Below are 17,161 nucleotides of genomic sequence, written 5' to 3'. Positions count from 1 at the left end.
TGTTTAAGCTCCCTTTATTATAAGGACCCATAGCTAAGCGGGTAGGAGTAACGGGAATTAAAAAAAATAAATATTACCGAGATTCACTTAGTAACGTCATCAGAATAACAACGATTCCAATGTCGGTATGTGTACTCACGTAATTGCGTAGAAAACGCAACGCGTGTTGCATATGTGTCTTTACGGTTAGTTTGGAGATGTTCAGTCTTTCAGCAACCTCATCATATTTTAATCCTTCCTGATGGCAAAGCATATAAACTAGTTTTTGCTGAGCCGGCAATTTCTCAATTGCCTGATTTAAGATTTTTTCGGAGTCTTTAAATATGATATATTCTTCAGTTTCATTATGATCTTCCTTGAAATCATCTCTCATCATCCTGCTCGTTTTAGTTTCAAGGGCTATTCTACGTAATACTTTTAAGGTGTGATTCTTAGTGAGTACGTTTAAATAGGCATCAAGATTTTTAATTTCGTTCAGTTGCTCTTCAAGTTTCCATATTTTTACAAATACTTCCTGAACAATTTCTTCGGCAAGATTTTCAGATTTGATAATTTTTAATGCGTAATGATAGACTTTGGGGCTGTACCGATGAAAAATAATACCGAAAGCATGCGCGTCACCTATAGAAATTTGGTGTAAAAGAGATTTTTCGTCATTAAAAGTCGCTTTTGTTTTGGATGGTATCATTTTATCTTTCAGCTCATCTGAACCGAATTTCTTCCCCGATGTAAAGATAAAAAAATATGTATGCACTACAAAGATGGTGTGGTGACTTCCTGTTTTTTTACAGGCGTTTGTCTTTAAATCAAAAAGCCAGGATCAATGATCCTGGCTTTTTGATTTAAAGAATAGCATTTATTGTGTAGCGAGTTCTCTCTTCCTTTTCATATGCCTTTCAAGGCTTGAACCAGTATAGTGATCATGCTTTCTTAGTTCATTGATATTTATACGGAGCTGCTGACCTTTCCGCCATAAAAAACCACCTGCTGTAAGTGTATGTCCATTTACTGCCAGATGGATATTAGTGTTGTCTACCAGTGTTTCTCTTGCAGCAGCTACACAGTTTTTATACGTTTTTATCCAGCGTCCATCAAGGTCATACTGGGATATTCCTGATCTGCTGAGGGTAATTTTTGGGTCGACTGTAATCTTCTTTCTGATTACTTTACTCCATATAAAACCGCCATAAGTCATTCCTCTGCCGTTGATTACATTTCTGATTCCATTTTTATGGACTTTAACAGCTTTGGCAGCTTCTACTGTATTTGTATAGGTTTTAACCAGGTTGCCTTCAAGGTCGTACTGGCCTATGATGTGTTGCTGTTTTGCAAGAGGAGAGTGTCCGTACCATCTTTCTTTTAGCATAGATTTCATGTCGAGTTGAGGCTCATTTCCACGTCTCCACAAGTATCCGCATGCTGTAACAACTTTTCCTGTATCTCTTGCGGCAATTGAAATATAACCTTGAGCTGTGTTCATCGCTTCGGCTGCAACCCTTGCATTTGAATAAGTCTCGATCAGTTGACCAGTTAAAGAGTATCGGCTGACGTTGTATGTGCCTTTAGCATTTTTTGTTGCTTTTATTTTTTCACGACTTTTTTGCTTTGATTCTTCGCTGAATTCGGGGAAGAAGCTTTTTCTTCTTCCTGAAGCAATCATCCTTGCTGCTTTATCTTTTGGTGTGCCTAAAAGAAGATTTTCGGCTTTTAAGTTTAGATTATTCCCGTCTTTAGGGAATACCAGAAGTTGTTTGTTGTTAAGGTCAAATGGTGAAACAAAGCAGTAATAAACAAGCCTGGCTACACTTAGGTAATGTCTTTTGTTGCCGGCAGATAATGTTATTCCGGCATATTTTGCAGAATCTCCTGTTTGCAAGTTCTTGCTTTCGGAAATTATTGTCTTAATGATCATGCCTGGTTTTTTCCTGGCTATACCTTTCTTATCGATGGAGTTTTTCTCCAGTCTACGCACTCTCCCTAGATTAGAAACCTCATATGGTGCATCCAGTTTTGGAATTGGAGCCCATAGTTCACCCGGAAGAGCATCGGGTAAAAGATTTTCGTGTGGATAATTCATATTTGGCATATTGGATGTAAATATATTATTTTAAGGCACTTGTGCGGTTAATTTTATTTCTTTTTATTTTCATTCTTCTCGGAGTCATAACATTTGAACCATATTGCTTATTTATACTTTATTAACGCTGTAGTTCTAAGTTTATTTTTTTTCATAATCAGAAATGACACGAAAGAAACAGGATTTTGAAAAACTTGCTTTTTTTGTATTAAATAAACTCGATACAGGGGTTGAATAATGAGGCGATTCTGAGCTAAAATATTGTGTTTTTGTGAGTGAGTTAATTTTATTTTGAGTTTCTAAGAAGAAATGCGTTTAGTTTCTGTTTTTTTTAGGGTCATTTTAGTGAGCGATATAGAGAGTTGAGTCGTTGTTTTGTTTCTATTTGTAAATATGGGTTAAATAAAGCAGTATTTAAAATTTTTTTGCTGTTATTTGTAGGTAAAGTTAAGCTTTGGTGACGTTTATTGCGTTGATTGGAGGTAATAAGCTGTGTTATATGGTCAACAAGAGAATATTAAAAGTCGGATTGGACTCGGCTGCTCCATTTCCGATGCATTCAGACTATAATTCTGGAAATTTTGAAGGATTTGAAGTCGATTTGCTTCAGGCTATTACTCGTCATCTGAATTTAGAAGTTCAATATGAAGTGTCCTTATGGTCTACTATTCTTGAGAAATTGTTTAAAGGTGAACTTGACCTCATTTGCTCTGCAGTAACTGTAACCTCGTCTCGTGAGCATATTCTTGAATTTAGCAATCCTTATTTATATTTTAGATTATGTGCTGTTGTAGGTCAGCAAGATGAGTATTTAACAGTTCAACATTTTAAAGGGAAGACAATTGGAGTAAGAGAGGCAACGGAGGCAGAGAAATATGTCAGGGCTAAATTTCCTGCTAATAATATAGTATATGCTGTTACAAATAAGGAATTATATAGAAAACTACAGGCTGGTAAAATTGATTTGTTAATTGATGATTCTCCGATTGCAGGTGGTTTCTTGCAAAATAATAAAAAGCTTAAAATAGGAATGTTTCTCCCTAAAACAGACTCTTCATATGCAATCGCTATGAAGAAGGGGGATGTTGCCCTTAAAAACCAGTTTAATGAAACGCTAAGCCTTCTTAAAGAAAATGGGACATATCAGCAGATTTACAAGAAATGGTTTAGTGAGATTCAGTTTTAGTCATCATTTACTACTACAGTAATATCTTTATCTAGCTTAATGCTATGTAATACCTTTGTCTTTTCGCTATAAACAATTACTTTATTTTCATCCAGGTATTGAACCAATCGGTAAGGTTCGGAAATCTGAACATATCTCCACTGTGTGTAGAACTGGTCCTGTATACTTCGCTCGTTTGGTAAGAAAGTAATTATTGCCTCTATATCAGTTGCTTCGCTAATAAAGAAGCTGCTGCTGGTTTGAAGTGCCTGTTTACCATTTTCGGTATCAGCTAGTTCTTTTAATACCAGTTGTCTGAGTTCCGATGCGGGGCGAGTAGGATTTTTATTGATTACATCTACAATGAGATTGTTTACGGCATTCTTGTTTTTAAGAAGTTTGCCGTTTCCAATGGTTAGTATTTTGAAATAGATTTTTAATGGTTTCATAAAGTAAACTGCTTATCGCATTGCTGTTGTCAAATATATAAAACTTCCGCTCTTTAAATATCTGGTTTTTTGCTCTGCAATTGCTAAAGCTTATGTTGCTGATGTCATAGGGAAATTTTCTTCGGTAATTTATGTGCTGCGTATAGCTGGAAGTTTTATCAGTCCTTGAATGGTAGATTGTCGGTGATGTATTAATGGTAATTGTTTGATTTATACCAGATACAAGGGGCAAGAAAATGATTCAATAGGAATAGTGCTAATAAATTTAATAAAATTTGGATTGCATTTGACAATCCATTTCAATTAGCTTAGATTTGCACAAAAAAATAAAGATACATGAGTGTTTTAGTAAATAAAGATTCAAAAGTTATTGTTCAGGGTTTTACTGGAAATGAGGGTACTTATCATGCTTCTCAAATGATCGAGTATGGAACTAATGTTGTTGGCGGTGTAACACCGGGCAAAGGTGGACAAACTCATTTAGATAAGCCGGTGTTTAATACCGTAAAGGATGCAGTTGATAAGGCTGGCGCAAATGTATCTATCATTTTTGTTCCACCTGCATTTGCTGCTGACGCAATTATGGAAGCTGCTGAAGCTGGGATTAAAGTTATTGTTTGTATTACTGAAGGTATTCCTACTAAGGATATGATTCAGGTTAAAGAATATATTTCTGACAGAGATTGCCGTTTAATAGGCCCTAACTGTCCTGGTGTAATCACTGCAGATGAAGCTAAAGTTGGTATTATGCCAGGTTTTATCTTCAAAAAAGGTACAGTAGGTGTCGTATCTAAATCAGGTACTTTAACTTACGAAGCTGTAGATCAGGTTGTAAAAACCGGATTAGGTATCACTACAGCAATCGGTATTGGTGGTGATCCAATTATTGGAACAACTACCAAAGAAGCTGTTGAATTGTTAATGAACGATCCTGAAACTGAAGGTATCATCATGATTGGTGAAATTGGTGGTGGAATGGAAGCTGAGGCTGCCCGTTGGATTAAAGATAACGGCACTAAGCCAGTAGTTGGTTTTATTGCTGGTCAGACTGCTCCTCCGGGACGTAGAATGGGGCATGCTGGTGCAATTGTTGGTGGTGCTGATGATACTGCTGCTGCTAAAATGAAAATTATGGCGGAATGTGGTATTACTGTTGTAGAAAGTCCAGCTGAGATTGGTGCTGCAATGGCTAAACTGTTAAAGAAATAATTACATATAATAAGATCTTCTTGTATAATTTAAAAGCTCCGGTGATATTATTTCATTGGAGCTTTTTGCTTTTATTACAAAAGGGTGATGCGTATTTTGCTTTTTCATAAACCAAAAGGCATTTTACAACGTATATTGTATAAGCTAATGGATGCAGTTATGAATAAGTCTATTAATAAAGTGTTTTTGCTTTCCGCTGTGTTGGTTTTAATGCAGTTTGTGGCCTGTGCTCAGCAACCCAAAAAAGCAGATACAAAAAATACAACAAAGAATATGGAATGGAATAAATTAACAAAAGAAGAAGAAGATGTAATTGTACGTAAGGGGACTGAATATCCGGGTACAGGGAAGTTGCTGAATAATAAGGAGAAAGGGGTGTATGTATGCAAGCGCTGCCATGCTCCTTTGTATCGTTCTGAGTCTAAGTTTGACTCCCATTGTGGATGGCCAAGTTTTGATGATGAGATTAAAGATGCAGTTTTGAGAATCCCTGACGCCGATGGCATGAGAACTGAAATTGTATGTGCAAATTGTAAAGGACATTTAGGACATGTTTTTTTGGGCGAAGGTTTTACAGCTAAGGATACACGTCACTGTGTGAACTCAATTTCCATGGAGTTTGTGCCTGATAAGAAATAATCTATTTTATTATGATATTTTTATTTGCCCGATGATAAATTGTCGGGCATTTTTTGTTTTTACGGACTTAGTTTACTTAAGTTTGCCAGCTTACCAACTCTAAAAAATATGAAGTATTGTTTATTGTTATGTGGTATGCTAATTTCTTTTATGGGTTTTTCCCAGAATATTTCAGATGACCTGGCTTCTAATGATGCTCCGGATTCATCAGTAGCAACCTCATTCAAACCATCTTCTAAATTAATCTCAAAAACAGTTTACGCAACATATTACCATCGCAAATTTGAAGGTCGAAAAACGGCAAGTGGTGTTCGGTATCGAAAAGCAAAGATGACAGCTGCACATATGAAGCTTCCTTTCGGAACTATTGTGACAGTGACAAATCCTGCAAATGGAAAATCGATAGATGTTGAAGTAAATGATCGTGGTCCGCATTCTAGAAAATTCAAAATAGATCTTTCTGAAGCTGCAGCAAAATCGCTCGGTATTTTTGGGAAGGGAGTTGCAAAGGTCGAAATCAGTTATCTTCCTGAAGAAGATTAGTGATTTTAACTTTAACTGTGTTATAGTCAGTTTCTTGAATTTATTAACACTGTTTTTTCAGATTTTCTATCCTTAAAAAGAAATAGATAACAAGTTTTTAGGGTAATTAGTGTGTCAATTTCTCCTTTTAGTGTTGATAAAAATGCCCGCTTGTTAACAACTATTGCTCGCTTATCAGTGGCTTGTACTTTATATTTGTTTACATAAAGTTCTTTAATAAACCACTCAGGATTTTTTTAATAAAGCTGTAATATTTAGTTGTTTAGGGTTGTGCGAGGATAAGATGTCTTTTAAACTTTTACAATTGAGTATGGCTGTTCTGGCTGCTGGGTTTATTGAAGCTTTATGAATCAATTTATCTTTTACCCTATTAACACAGCTGCTTATGCAAGAAGAAGAAGTATTATTAAAAGAAAACAAAGACAGATTTGTTCTTTTGCCGATTAAATACCCTGAAATCTGGGAAATGTATAAGAAGAGTGAAGCGAGTTTTTGGACTGCTGAAGAAATCGACCTTTCTGATGACCAGAAGCATTGGGATAACCTGAATGATGGGGAAAGGCATTTTATTTCTAATATTCTTGCTTTTTTTGCTGCCAGCGATGGTATCGTTAACGAAAACCTTGCGGTAAACTTTATGAGTGAAGTGCAGCTTCCTGAGGCTCGTTGCTATTATGGTTTCCAGATCATGATGGAAAACATACACTCTGAGACATATGCTCTATTAATTGATACTTATATTAAAGATCCTGAGGAAAAAGATAGATTGTTCAATGCAATTGAGACTGTCCCTTGTGTAAAGAAAAAAGCAGAATGGGCATTACGTTGGATAGACAACGGTAGCTTTGCAGAACGTTTGGTAGCTTTTGCCGCTGTTGAAGGGATCTTCTTTAGTGGTAGTTTCTGCTCTATCTTCTGGTTAAAGAAACGTGGTTTAATGCCTGGACTTACCTTTAGTAATGAGCTAATTTCAAGGGATGAAGGTTCGCACTGTGAATTTGCTTGTCTGCTTTATGGTATGCTTAAAAATAAACTGAGCGAAGAACAGGTTCATGGAATTATCAAGGATGCCGTTGAGATTGAAAAAGAGTTTGTTACTGATGCATTACCTGTTGCGTTAATTGGAATGAATGCCAAATTAATGTCTCAATATATTGAGTTTGTAGCCGACAGATGGTTACAGGAACTTGGATATAGTAAGGTATACAATGCGACCAACCCTTTTGACTTTATGGAAATGATATCCCTTCAAGGTAAGACCAACTTCTTTGAGAAAAGAGTAGGTGATTATCAGAAAAGTGGTGTGTTGACTTCTGCTGAAGATAAGGCTGCGGCATTCTCATTAGATGATGACTTTTAGTACTTATCAGTTTTAGACGATAAGAAAATAACAAAAATTATAATTTGGTGCCTCTGTTGGATTAGCAGCTCTGAAACCCAGTACGCACTATAAATACCTGAAAAATATGTTTGTAATAAAAAGAGACGGCCGCAAGGAAGCGGTAAGATTCGACAAAATAACGGCTCGGATAGAGAAGTTATGCTATGGTTTTAATGCGGAACTCGTAGATCCAATAGATGTTGCCAAGAAGGTAATTGAGGGGTTATATGATGGTGTTACGACCTCTGAATTAGATAATCTTGCCGCTGAAACCGCAGCTTCTTTAACTACAAAACATCCTGATTATGCATTGCTTGCTTCTCGTATTGCAGTGTCTAACCTTCATAAAAACACTACCAAATCGTTCTCTAAAACGATGGAATTGCTGTATCGTTATATTGATCCGAAAACAGAAAAATCTGCTTCTTTAATTGCAGATGATGTTTGGGAAATCATTGAGAAAAACTCAGATATTCTGGATAGTACAATTATATATGACAGGGATTTTGGTTTTGATTATTTCGGGTTCAAAACTTTAGAAAAATCGTATTTATTAAAGGTTGATGGTCAGATTGTAGAACGCCCCCAACATCTTTTCATGCGTGTAGCGGTAGGTATTCACAAGGAAGATATCGATAGTGCTATTGAGACTTACAACCTGATGAGTGAGCGTTGGTTTACTCATGCTACGCCAACATTGTTTAATGCTGCTACTCCTAAACCTCAGATGTCATCATGTTTCTTATTAAGTATGCAAGATGATAGCATCGAAGGTATTTATGATACTTTAAAACAAACTGCTAAAATTTCTCAAAGTGCTGGTGGTATTGGTTTAAGTATTCACAATATCAGAGCTACTGGTTCTTATATTGGTGGTACTAATGGTACGAGTAATGGAATTGTACCAATGTTGAAAGTATTTAACGATACTGCTCGTTATGTTGATCAGGGTGGTGGTAAACGTAAAGGTGCCTTTGCAATTTATTTAGAGCCTTGGCATGCTGATGTTTTCAGTTTCTTAGACTTACGTAAAAACCATGGTAAAGAAGAATTGCGTGCGCGTGATTTGTTCTACGCGCTTTGGATTTGTGATTTGTTCATGAGACGTGTGGAAGAGAATGGCGATTGGAGTTTATTCTGTCCACATGAAGCACCAGGATTAGCCGATTGTTTTGGTGAGGAATTTGATGCTTTATATGAGCGTTATGAAAAAGAAGGCCGTGCACGTAAAACAGTTAAAGCTCAGGAGTTATGGTTTGCTATATTAGATTCACAGATTGAAACTGGTACACCTTATTTATTGTATAAAGATGCTGCTAATAGTAAATCGAATCAGCAAAATCTTGGTACCATAAAAAGCTCTAACCTTTGTACTGAAATTATAGAGTATACTTCTAAAGATGAAGTTGCTGTATGTAACCTGGCTTCATTAGCTTTGCCCAGGTATGTTATTAACGGAGAATTTGATCATCAAAAATTATATGATGTAACCTATCAGGCTACCATTAACCTGAATAAAATTATAGATTATAACTACTATCCTGTAGAAGAGGCTAGAAATTCTAATATGCGCCACAGACCTGTTGGCTTGGGTGTTCAAGGATTGGCAGATGCATTCATTTTAATGCGTTTACCTTTTGAAAGTGAGGGGGCAAAGATTCTGAATAAAGAGATCTTTGAAACAATTTACTTTGCTGCGATGACAGCTTCCCATGATTTGGCAGTTAAAAATGGTCCTTATCAAACTTTTGCGGGTTCTCCATTATCTGAAGGTAAGTTCCAGTTTGATCTCTGGAATGTAAAACCTGATAGCGGTCGTTGGGATTGGGAATCTCTCCGTGAGAAAGTAGTTAAGGATGGTGTATACAACTCTTTACTAGTTGCGCCAATGCCTACTGCTTCAACATCTCAGATTTTAGGTAACAATGAGTGCTTTGAGCCTTATACTTCTAATATTTATACAAGAAGGGTATTGAGTGGTGAGTTCGTTGTTGTGAATAAACACTTGTTAAAGGATCTTGTAGCTTTAGGATTGTGGACTCCTGCTATGAAAGACAGAATTATTTTAGCTAATGGTTCTATCCAGGACATTGCTGAGATTCCAGATTATATCAAAGAATTATATAAAACGGTTTGGGAAATTAAAATGCGTAGTATTATTGATATGGCTGCCGATAGAGGTGCCTATATCTGCCAGTCGCAATCACTAAACCTGTTTATCAATGCACCAAATACTTCAAAACTGACTTCAATGCATTTCTATGCCTGGAAGAAAGGATTGAAAACTGGAATGTACTACTTGCGTACTCAGGCAGCTTCTCAGGCAGTTAAATTTACTGTAGAGAATCAGGCTGGTAAAAATATGGAACCGGTAATTCCGGAGCATATTGAGCAAAGTGCTGAGGAGATTGTAGAAGGTCCGGTTTGTTCAATGGAAGAGGGCTGTATTAGCTGTTCAGGATAAATTGTTGAGCAGAATTTGAAATATAAAGAGTAAGGAGCAATTCTTACTCTTTTTTGTTTTAATGTATTTACAAAATGAATGTATTGATTCAAGGCTGCGCGGGCTCAGGCAGCCTGAAGGGACTGCAAACCAGACAAGGCCTTCATCAACACATTGCAATTTGTTTGCAAAACGCCAAAGCAAACTGCAGCTGGATTGTGTCTTAACATTGCATCTTGTATCTTTGTTCTTTAATTCTTATTCTATTATTCTGCAAATGGCAAAACACGAAATCATACCATGCGAACGTTGTAACACTTCAATAGAGTGTAAGGCCAATTCGTATACGAAATGCCAGTGTAGTGTGGTTCATTTAGATTTGAATGAAGTACAGTACATTAGCGAGTTGTATGATGGATGCCTTTGTGCCAAATGTTTGTTTGAGCTACAAGGAGAATATAGGGATAGTATCGCCTCATAATTACCGTTTTACTGGGAAGAGGCATCTTATGATTACTTGAGTCCGTATTTTGTTTTTTTTGGCTAACTTTGCACGAAATTATTTGTTGATAAAGAATGGCTAAAGTACAGGTTGGATTGGTACAGATGAGTTGTACCAGTAATAAGCAAGAAAATTTAGATAAAGCAATTTTAAAGGTTAGAGAGGCAGCAGCAAAGGGTGCACAAATCGTTTGTCTGCAGGAACTTTTTACTTCTCTATATTTTTGCGATGTTGAAGATTATGATAACTTCAATTTGGCTGAGGCTATTCCCGGCCCATCTACAGATGCTTTGCAGGTTGTAGCAAAGGAATTAGGTGTAGTAATTATTGCTTCTTTATTTGAGAAGCGTGCAGCAGGGCTGTACCATAATACTACTGCAGTTTTAGATGCTGATGGTAGTTATCTTGGTAAATATCGTAAAATGCATATCCCGGATGATCCGGCTTTTTATGAGAAATTCTACTTTACTCCAGGTGATTTAGGGTATAAAGTTTTCCAGACTAAATTTGCTAAAATTGGTATATTGATCTGTTGGGATCAATGGTATCCTGAAGCTTCTCGTATTACAGCATTGAAAGGAGCGGAGATTATGTTTTATCCAACTGCTATTGGTTGGGCAACAGATCAGGATGAAGAAACAAATAATGATCAATATAATGCATGGCAAACCATTCAGCGTTCACATGCTGTAGCGAATGGTGTTCCTGTAGTGAGTGTAAATCGTGTTGGTTTTGAACAGGATGGAGCTATGAAGTTTTGGGGCGGAAGTTTTGCTGCTAATGCACAAGGCAAACTGCTTTATTTAGGTTCACATGATCAGGAAGAGACGGAAGTGGTAGAATTGGATTTATCTGAATCTGATTTCTTCCGTAAGCACTGGCCATTCTTAAGAGATCGTAGAATAGACTCTTATCAGCCAATTACAAAAAGGTTTATTGACGAAGATTAAGAGAACGTTTAAGATTTAGAAATGTCATCATTTAACGAAGTAATATTTAACAGCAGCCCTAAAAAGGGGGGATATCGTTTTCCTGCTGAATGGGTAAAGCATGAAGCTACCTGGTTAAGCTGGCCACACAAGGAAGCTTCCTGGCCTGGTAAACTGGAAACTATATATGAGCCATATTGCCAGTTCATTAAGGTAGTGGCCAAAGGTGAAAAAGTAAGAATCAATATTAATGATGAAGCCACAAAAGCTTTTGCAATTGCAGAATTGGAAAAAGTAGGTGCTGATTTTAGTAATATTGAGTTCTATTTGAACCCAACAAATGATGCCTGGTGCCGTGATCATGGGCCTGCATTTTTATTAAATCCTGAAGGTACCGAAAAGGCTGTGGTTGATTGGGGTTACAATGCCTGGGGCGATAAATATCCTCCATATGACCTGGACGATGTGATCCCCACTAAAATAGCAAAGCATTTTGAATTGCCTTTATTCAATCCTGATATTGTAATGGAAGGCGGTGCGGTTGAGTTTAACGGAGCTGGTACGATTTTAACAACTACAGCTTGTCTGCTAAATGAAAATAGAAATCCACATTTAACTAAAGAGCAGATTGAACAGTATTTAACTGAGTTTTATGGTGCTGAACAAGTATTGTGGTTGGGAGATGGAATAGTAGGTGATGATACAGATGGTCATATTGACGATATTACCCGTTTTGTGAACGAAGATACTGTATTGACTGTAGTAGAAAGTAATCCATTGGATGAGAACTACCTATTACTTCAGGAGAACCTGGAAACGCTAAAAACAATGCGATTATTAAACGGTAAACCTTTGAATATAGTGGAGTTGCCTATGCCTTCGCCTGTTATTTATGAGGATACTAGGCTTCCTGCTTCTTATGCAAATTTCTATATTGCAAACTCTGCAGTTGTTGTTCCTACATTTAGGGATGTTAATGATGAGAAAGCTTTAGAGATTATCAGAAGTGTATTCCCTGATAGAAAAGTAGTAGGAATAGATTCAACAGATATTATCTGGGGATTGGGAAGCTTTCATTGTTTAAGTCAACAGGAACCAGCAATAAAGAAATAAATAGATCATAACTAAACATATATGAAGTTACTAGAAGGAAAAACAGCACTGATTACAGGTGCTTCTAAAGGAATAGGCCGCAAAATAGCGGAAAAATTTGCTGAGCAAGGAGCCAACGTGGCTTTTACTTACTTATCATCCGTAGAAAAAGGACAGGCTTTGGAACAAGAGCTACAGAGCTTTGGTACTAAAGTGAAAGGCTATCGTTCTGATGCTTCTAAATTTGATGAAGCAGATCAGTTGATCAATGATATCGTTGCCGATTTTGGTACTTTGGATATTGTTGTGAATAATGCTGGTATCACGAAAGACGGTTTATTAATGCGTATGAGTGAGGAAAACTGGGATGATGTAATCAATGTGAACCTTAAGTCTGTATTTAACGTGTGTAAGGCGGCTTCTAAGGTAATGATGAAAGCACGTAAGGGTTCTATCATCAATATGAGTTCTGTTGTCGGTGTGCAAGGGAATGCAGGTCAGGCAAACTATGCAGCTTCTAAAGCGGGTATCATTGGGTTTTCAAAATCATTGGCTAAAGAATTGGGTTCACGTAATATCCGTACCAATGTTGTAGCACCAGGTTTCATCCGTACGGAAATGACTGATGTATTGGATCCTAAAGTTGTTAAAGGTTGGGAAGAAGGTATTCCTTTGAAAAGAGCAGGTGAAACTGAGGATGTGGCAAATGTTTGTGTATTCCTGGCCTCAGACATGAGTTCTTATGTAACCGGACAGGTATTGTCTGTTTGCGGAGGAATGTTATAAAGATTTTTTCTATTAATAAAGGCGCTCAATTGAGCGCCTTTATTATATTATATCATTTCTAATTTTATTACATATTTACCTTTGATTTGCTTGACAGATGGTACTTCTTTATGTTTTTCGAAATAGGAATATCCAGGCTGTAAGTTTTTCCAGAAAGCTACTTGCCCTGGGTACTGGGCAGCATATTTTTTTAGGTTGATATCAGTCATTTTAAAAGGGAAGATGTGTACAGGAATTTGTTGCTGACCATTATTTCTGGCTTCTACAGCCAATACATATACTTCTTTAATCTTTTCATCCGTTAATGGAATGCAACCGATGGTAACACGGTCACCGTGAATGTAGATGTCGTTTCCAGGGTTTTCGTTACCACTTCTTTGCAAATCAACATTGTTTGGGTAGTTTACTCCTAATGATAGGTAAAAATTACTTTTAGGATTAAACACGTTGATATTATAAAACCCTTCTGGAGTCTGCTTGTCCCCCTGTTTTACCTTTGGTCCGAGCGTACCTGAATGTGCACTGAAATTATAAGTTTTAAAGAGTTTGTATTTTTTCTGAGGCTTATTCTGTAGCCAGACTTCCAACTTTCCTTCGCTTTTGTAAGCTAGAATGTACATATTAAAGGCTCCTTTTATAGCTTCATTTGATAGTTCTTTCTTAAGGATATTCCATTTTTGATCATAAGCAGTCCGTACCCTTTCGAATTTTAATTGCTGATCTTTAAAACTAGATTGTGCCAGGGCTGAGGTCGTCATAGTAAATAATAAAATGAATTTTAGAAAGCCTTTCATATTTTTTCGTAATAGGTAGAACAAACTTAAATAAAATGGCTAGCAGTTTATTTTAAATTTTAGCATCTTTATCCAAATACATATATGGGCGATTCTTTTAACGGATATACTATTTTATTGTTACTGGCTGCTTTGCTGATTGGGCTGGTATTTGCATGGTTGTTATATCGTAAAACACCCCAGCTTGATAAAAGATTGCGCTATGGACTGGCTACTGCTCGTGTTATTGTCATAACTTTAATTGGCTTTTTGCTCTTTGCTCCCTTGATTAGAAGCGTTTCTTATAAGCCCGAGAAACCTATTATCTTAATCGGTCAGGATAACTCATTGTCTGTCGGCAACATTAAACCTGGGAACTTTAAGCAGCAACAGTACGAAGAAAAAATGCGACAGCTGGCTGCAGAATTGTCCGACGAATATGATGTAAAGATTTATAGTTTTAGTGATAGTATAAAAACCGGTTTTGATTTTTCAAATAATGGGATGCTAACCAATGCAGCTCAACTAATTTCGAAGTTGAATGATGAATACATGAATAGAAATGTTGGTGCTGTAATTTTGGCTTCTGATGGGATATTTAATCGGGGGGGAAGTCCACTTTATGATCTGAATAAGCTAAAGGCGCCTGTATATACTATTGCAATGGGGGATACTATCCCTAAAAAGGATTTGTTGATTGCCAATGTAAATCACAATAGTCTGGTTTATTTAGATAATGATTTTACAATCGAAGTACAGGTCCAGGCATATGAGGCTAATGGTGCAGAAAGTATACTCTCTGTAATCAAAGATGGGAAAAAGGTTCAGGAGGAAAGAATTTCTATAAACTCTAATGCTTTTGTAAAGAATATCCCTGTTAAACTTAAGGCTACAAAAGTAGGCTTGCAGAAGTATACTATACAATTGAGTCCGATAGGGAATGAAATTTCGGTAAAGAACAATACACAGCCTGTTTTTATAGACGTAATTGATGGGAAGCAGAAAGTGCTGATAGCTGCTGCCTCTCCTCATCCTGATATTACAGCGCTTAAACAAGCTATAGAACTAAATAAGAATTTTGAAGTTAAGGTATCATTTGTAGACGATCTGAATACTATAAAATTGAATGATTATGGCTTGTTAATTTTGTATCAACTACCCCTGACTTCAAGCGACGCTGCTGTATTTCAGAATCAATTGAAAGCAACAAATGTCGCCGTCTGGTATATTTTGGGTGCACAAAGTAATTTGAATTTGTTTAATCAGTTTCAGAAACAAATAAATATTAGTGGGAATACGAGCACTATTCAGGAAACATTTAGTGTCTTGAATACCGGCTTTACTGCATTTGATTTAGATCTTATGATGGTTAAGCAAATTGAAAATTTTGACCCTTTGTCGGCCCCACTTGGTAAAGTGTTAATAAACGGGAATAGCTCGGTAGTATTAAAACAACGTATTGGGAAAGTTAATACAGATTATCCACAGTTGTTCTTTATGCAGGATGATGGCCGTAAAACTGGTTTTTTAATAGGTGAAGGACTATGGAGATGGAAACTTTCAGAGGCTGGGGAAGCTCAACAGGGAACTAACGTTTTTAATAGCCTAATCTCAAAAACAGTTCAATATTTATCTGTTAAGGATGATAAGAGAAAATTTAAAGTTTATACTACAAAAAACACCTTTGAGGAAAATGAAAATATAATCCTTAATGCGGTGTTGTATAATGAAAGTTATGTTCCAGTAAATACGCCAGACGTGAATGTGCTGATTAAAAATGAAGCAGGTAAGGTGTATAAGTTTCTGTTCTCCAGAACTGATGCTGCCTATCAGCTGGATGCGGGAACATTGCCGGCGGGAAATTACAGTTATGTGGCCAAGACCTCTCTCGGTAATACCTCCCATACCGCGCAGGGTATGTTTTATATTAATTCTATGATTGCTGAATACCAGCAAACTGTAGCCAATCATCAATTGCTAAATACAATGTCGGCACAGACAGGAGGAAAAATGTTTATGCCACAGGATTTGTTAAATCTCAAGGATGCCATTAAAGGCAACGAGCAGATTAAAACATTGACTTATGAAGACCGCAGGTACGAAGAATTGATTAATTTTAAATGGTTGTTTGCATTGATTATGGCATTACTCACTATAGAGTGGTTCTTCCGTAAAAGAAGCGGTGAAATTTAGTTATATTAAGGCTATGCAGATTGATACAATGGAAACCATTGAAACGCTTGGAACGATTGCATTTGCAATTTCGGGAACCTTTGCAGCTATGGAGCGGAGATTAGATCCCTTTGGTGTGCTGATCATTGCTTTTGTCACCTCTATAGGGGGAGGAACTGTTCGTGATCTTTTGATTGGCGATACCCCTGTAGCATGGATGAGAGATGTGAATTACTGTCTGCTGATTTTGGTTACAAGCTTAATGACCATATTTTTTAAGACTCATATTAAAAAGTTTAAGGTTACCCTTTTTCTATTCGACTCCTTAGGACTTGGCTTGTTTACAATGCTGGGTATTCAAAAGGGGATTATGTTTGGACTGAGTCCAGGGATATGTGTCGCATTAGGTACTATCACAGGCTGTTTTGGTGGGGTAATCAGAGATACCTTGCTCAACACCATTCCTTTAATTTTTCATAAAGAAATATACGCTACGGCTTGTATTTTAGGAGGGATATTATTTTATGCTTTAAAGTATTTTAATCTTAAAGACGATGTAGCAACTATATCGGTTATTGCCTTTATATTTTTGCTTAGAGTAGTAGTTGTTCGCTTTAAACTTGCTTTACCAAAGTTTAGCTATTAGTTTTTTGGAGCTTCTTTAATGATCACAAAGACATCTTCATTGTCTTTTTTCATAAAGTATTTTTCTCTCGCAAATTTTTCAGCAGTGTTTAAATTGGTGTTCAACTCGTTCAGATCTTTTTTAACCAGAGAGATTTCTTTTACATAGAAGTCTTTTTCTTCTTGAAGTTTGTTTACTTCTGATCTGTATTCATATTGAGAAACCATATCATTTCTGTCAAAAAATAGCATCCATACTGCAAAAGCTGCTACAGACAGAAAGTATTTATTACGTAGAAGATCAAATATGCGATTCATAATAATCAAAGATATAAAAAAGAAGATGATTTTTTCTTTAAGCAGGATGCAAAATAAAA

Annotated in this window: 17 protein-coding genes; 12 read left to right on the top strand and 5 right to left on the bottom strand. The window is 36.5% G+C overall.

The annotated features are described in order from the left end of the window. Positions 1-73 precede the first annotated feature (73 nt). Both WC623_RS01445 and WC623_RS01440 read right to left on the bottom strand, forming a co-directional pair. Positions 74-754: an RNA polymerase sigma-70 factor gene (locus WC623_RS01445; protein WP_372847749.1), complete on the bottom strand. Its 681-nt coding sequence runs from the start codon at positions 752-754 to the stop codon at positions 74-76. 102 nt (positions 755-856) lie between these two features. After that, the gene (locus tag WC623_RS01440; RefSeq protein WP_372847748.1) at positions 857-2,077 is read right to left on the bottom strand and encodes an NUMOD1 domain-containing DNA-binding protein; all 1,221 of its coding nucleotides are present in this window, start codon (positions 2,075-2,077) and stop codon (positions 857-859) included. Positions 2,078-2,576: 499 nt separating this feature from the next. On the opposite strand from WC623_RS01440, the gene WC623_RS01435 reads away from it, so the two are divergent. Continuing rightward, the gene (locus tag WC623_RS01435) at positions 2,577-3,263 is read left to right on the top strand and encodes a substrate-binding periplasmic protein (protein WP_372847747.1); all 687 of its coding nucleotides are present in this window, start codon (positions 2,577-2,579) and stop codon (positions 3,261-3,263) included. Here WC623_RS01435 and WC623_RS01430 read toward each other — a convergent pair. Further along, on the bottom strand, positions 3,260-3,691 hold the full coding sequence (locus WC623_RS01430) for a hypothetical protein (protein WP_372847746.1): 432 nt from the start codon (positions 3,689-3,691) through the stop codon (positions 3,260-3,262). The two genes, WC623_RS01435 and WC623_RS01430, sit on opposite strands and share 4 nt — an antisense overlap. 336 nt (positions 3,692-4,027) lie before the next feature. Between WC623_RS01430 and sucD the strand changes: the two genes are divergently transcribed. From sucD to fabG, 9 genes are all read left to right on the top strand, one after another. Further along, positions 4,028-4,900: a succinate--CoA ligase subunit alpha gene (gene sucD / locus WC623_RS01425; RefSeq protein ID WP_349784417.1), complete on the top strand. Its 873-nt coding sequence runs from the start codon at positions 4,028-4,030 to the stop codon at positions 4,898-4,900. Between the two features lie 159 nt (positions 4,901-5,059). Next, complete coding sequence (locus tag WC623_RS01420) at positions 5,060-5,539, top strand: methionine-R-sulfoxide reductase (RefSeq protein ID WP_372847745.1); 480 nt, start codon at positions 5,060-5,062, stop codon at positions 5,537-5,539. Between the two features lie 108 nt (positions 5,540-5,647). Beyond that, entirely contained in the window at positions 5,648-6,082 is a 435-nt protein-coding gene (locus WC623_RS01415) for a septal ring lytic transglycosylase RlpA family protein (RefSeq protein WP_372847744.1), read from the top strand. A gap of 385 nt (positions 6,083-6,467) precedes the next feature. Next, on the top strand, positions 6,468-7,442 hold the full coding sequence (locus WC623_RS01410) for a ribonucleoside-diphosphate reductase small subunit (protein ID WP_349784420.1): 975 nt from the start codon (positions 6,468-6,470) through the stop codon (positions 7,440-7,442). A gap of 106 nt (positions 7,443-7,548) precedes the next feature. Next, positions 7,549-9,927 carry a ribonucleoside-diphosphate reductase subunit alpha gene (locus WC623_RS01405; RefSeq protein WP_372847743.1) on the top strand — a complete coding sequence of 793 codons (2,379 nt, stop codon included), beginning with the start codon at positions 7,549-7,551 and terminating at the stop codon, positions 9,925-9,927. A 61-nt stretch (positions 9,928-9,988) separates the two neighbouring features. Continuing rightward, positions 9,989-10,387, top strand: coding sequence for a cysteine-rich CWC family protein (locus WC623_RS01400; RefSeq protein WP_372847742.1), 399 nt, complete (start codon positions 9,989-9,991; stop codon positions 10,385-10,387). Between the two features lie 95 nt (positions 10,388-10,482). Further along, the gene (locus WC623_RS01395) at positions 10,483-11,358 is read left to right on the top strand and encodes a carbon-nitrogen hydrolase (protein ID WP_372847741.1); all 876 of its coding nucleotides are present in this window, start codon (positions 10,483-10,485) and stop codon (positions 11,356-11,358) included. Positions 11,359-11,379: 21 nt separating this feature from the next. Continuing rightward, positions 11,380-12,450: an agmatine/peptidylarginine deiminase gene (locus tag WC623_RS01390; RefSeq protein WP_372847740.1), complete on the top strand. Its 1,071-nt coding sequence runs from the start codon at positions 11,380-11,382 to the stop codon at positions 12,448-12,450. Positions 12,451-12,471: 21 nt separating this feature from the next. Further along, positions 12,472-13,215 carry a 3-oxoacyl-[acyl-carrier-protein] reductase gene (gene fabG / locus WC623_RS01385; protein ID WP_121269277.1) on the top strand — a complete coding sequence of 248 codons (744 nt, stop codon included), beginning with the start codon at positions 12,472-12,474 and terminating at the stop codon, positions 13,213-13,215. A gap of 47 nt (positions 13,216-13,262) precedes the next feature. On the opposite strand, the gene WC623_RS01380 is transcribed toward fabG, so the two are convergent. Beyond that, positions 13,263-13,973 carry a murein L,D-transpeptidase family protein gene (locus WC623_RS01380; protein WP_372847739.1) on the bottom strand — a complete coding sequence of 237 codons (711 nt, stop codon included), beginning with the start codon at positions 13,971-13,973 and terminating at the stop codon, positions 13,263-13,265. Between the two features lie 120 nt (positions 13,974-14,093). On the opposite strand from WC623_RS01380, the gene WC623_RS01375 reads away from it, so the two are divergent. After that, on the top strand, positions 14,094-16,181 hold the full coding sequence (locus WC623_RS01375; RefSeq protein WP_372847738.1) for a hypothetical protein: 2,088 nt from the start codon (positions 14,094-14,096) through the stop codon (positions 16,179-16,181). 13 nt (positions 16,182-16,194) lie between these two features. Further along, on the top strand, positions 16,195-16,806 hold the full coding sequence (locus tag WC623_RS01370) for a trimeric intracellular cation channel family protein (protein WP_372847737.1): 612 nt from the start codon (positions 16,195-16,197) through the stop codon (positions 16,804-16,806). Here WC623_RS01370 and WC623_RS01365 read toward each other — a convergent pair. Beyond that, entirely contained in the window at positions 16,803-17,102 is a 300-nt protein-coding gene (locus tag WC623_RS01365; protein WP_372847736.1) for a septum formation initiator family protein, read from the bottom strand. The genes WC623_RS01370 and WC623_RS01365 overlap by 4 nt on opposite strands. Positions 17,103-17,161 lie beyond the last annotated feature (59 nt).

Origin of the sequence: Pedobacter sp. (assembly GCF_041645105.1) — a bacterium.
Lineage (GTDB): Bacteria > Bacteroidota > Bacteroidia > Sphingobacteriales > Sphingobacteriaceae > Pedobacter.
Note: the sequence above shows the minus strand (reverse complement) of the source record. Positions and strands in the feature narration are given on the sequence as shown.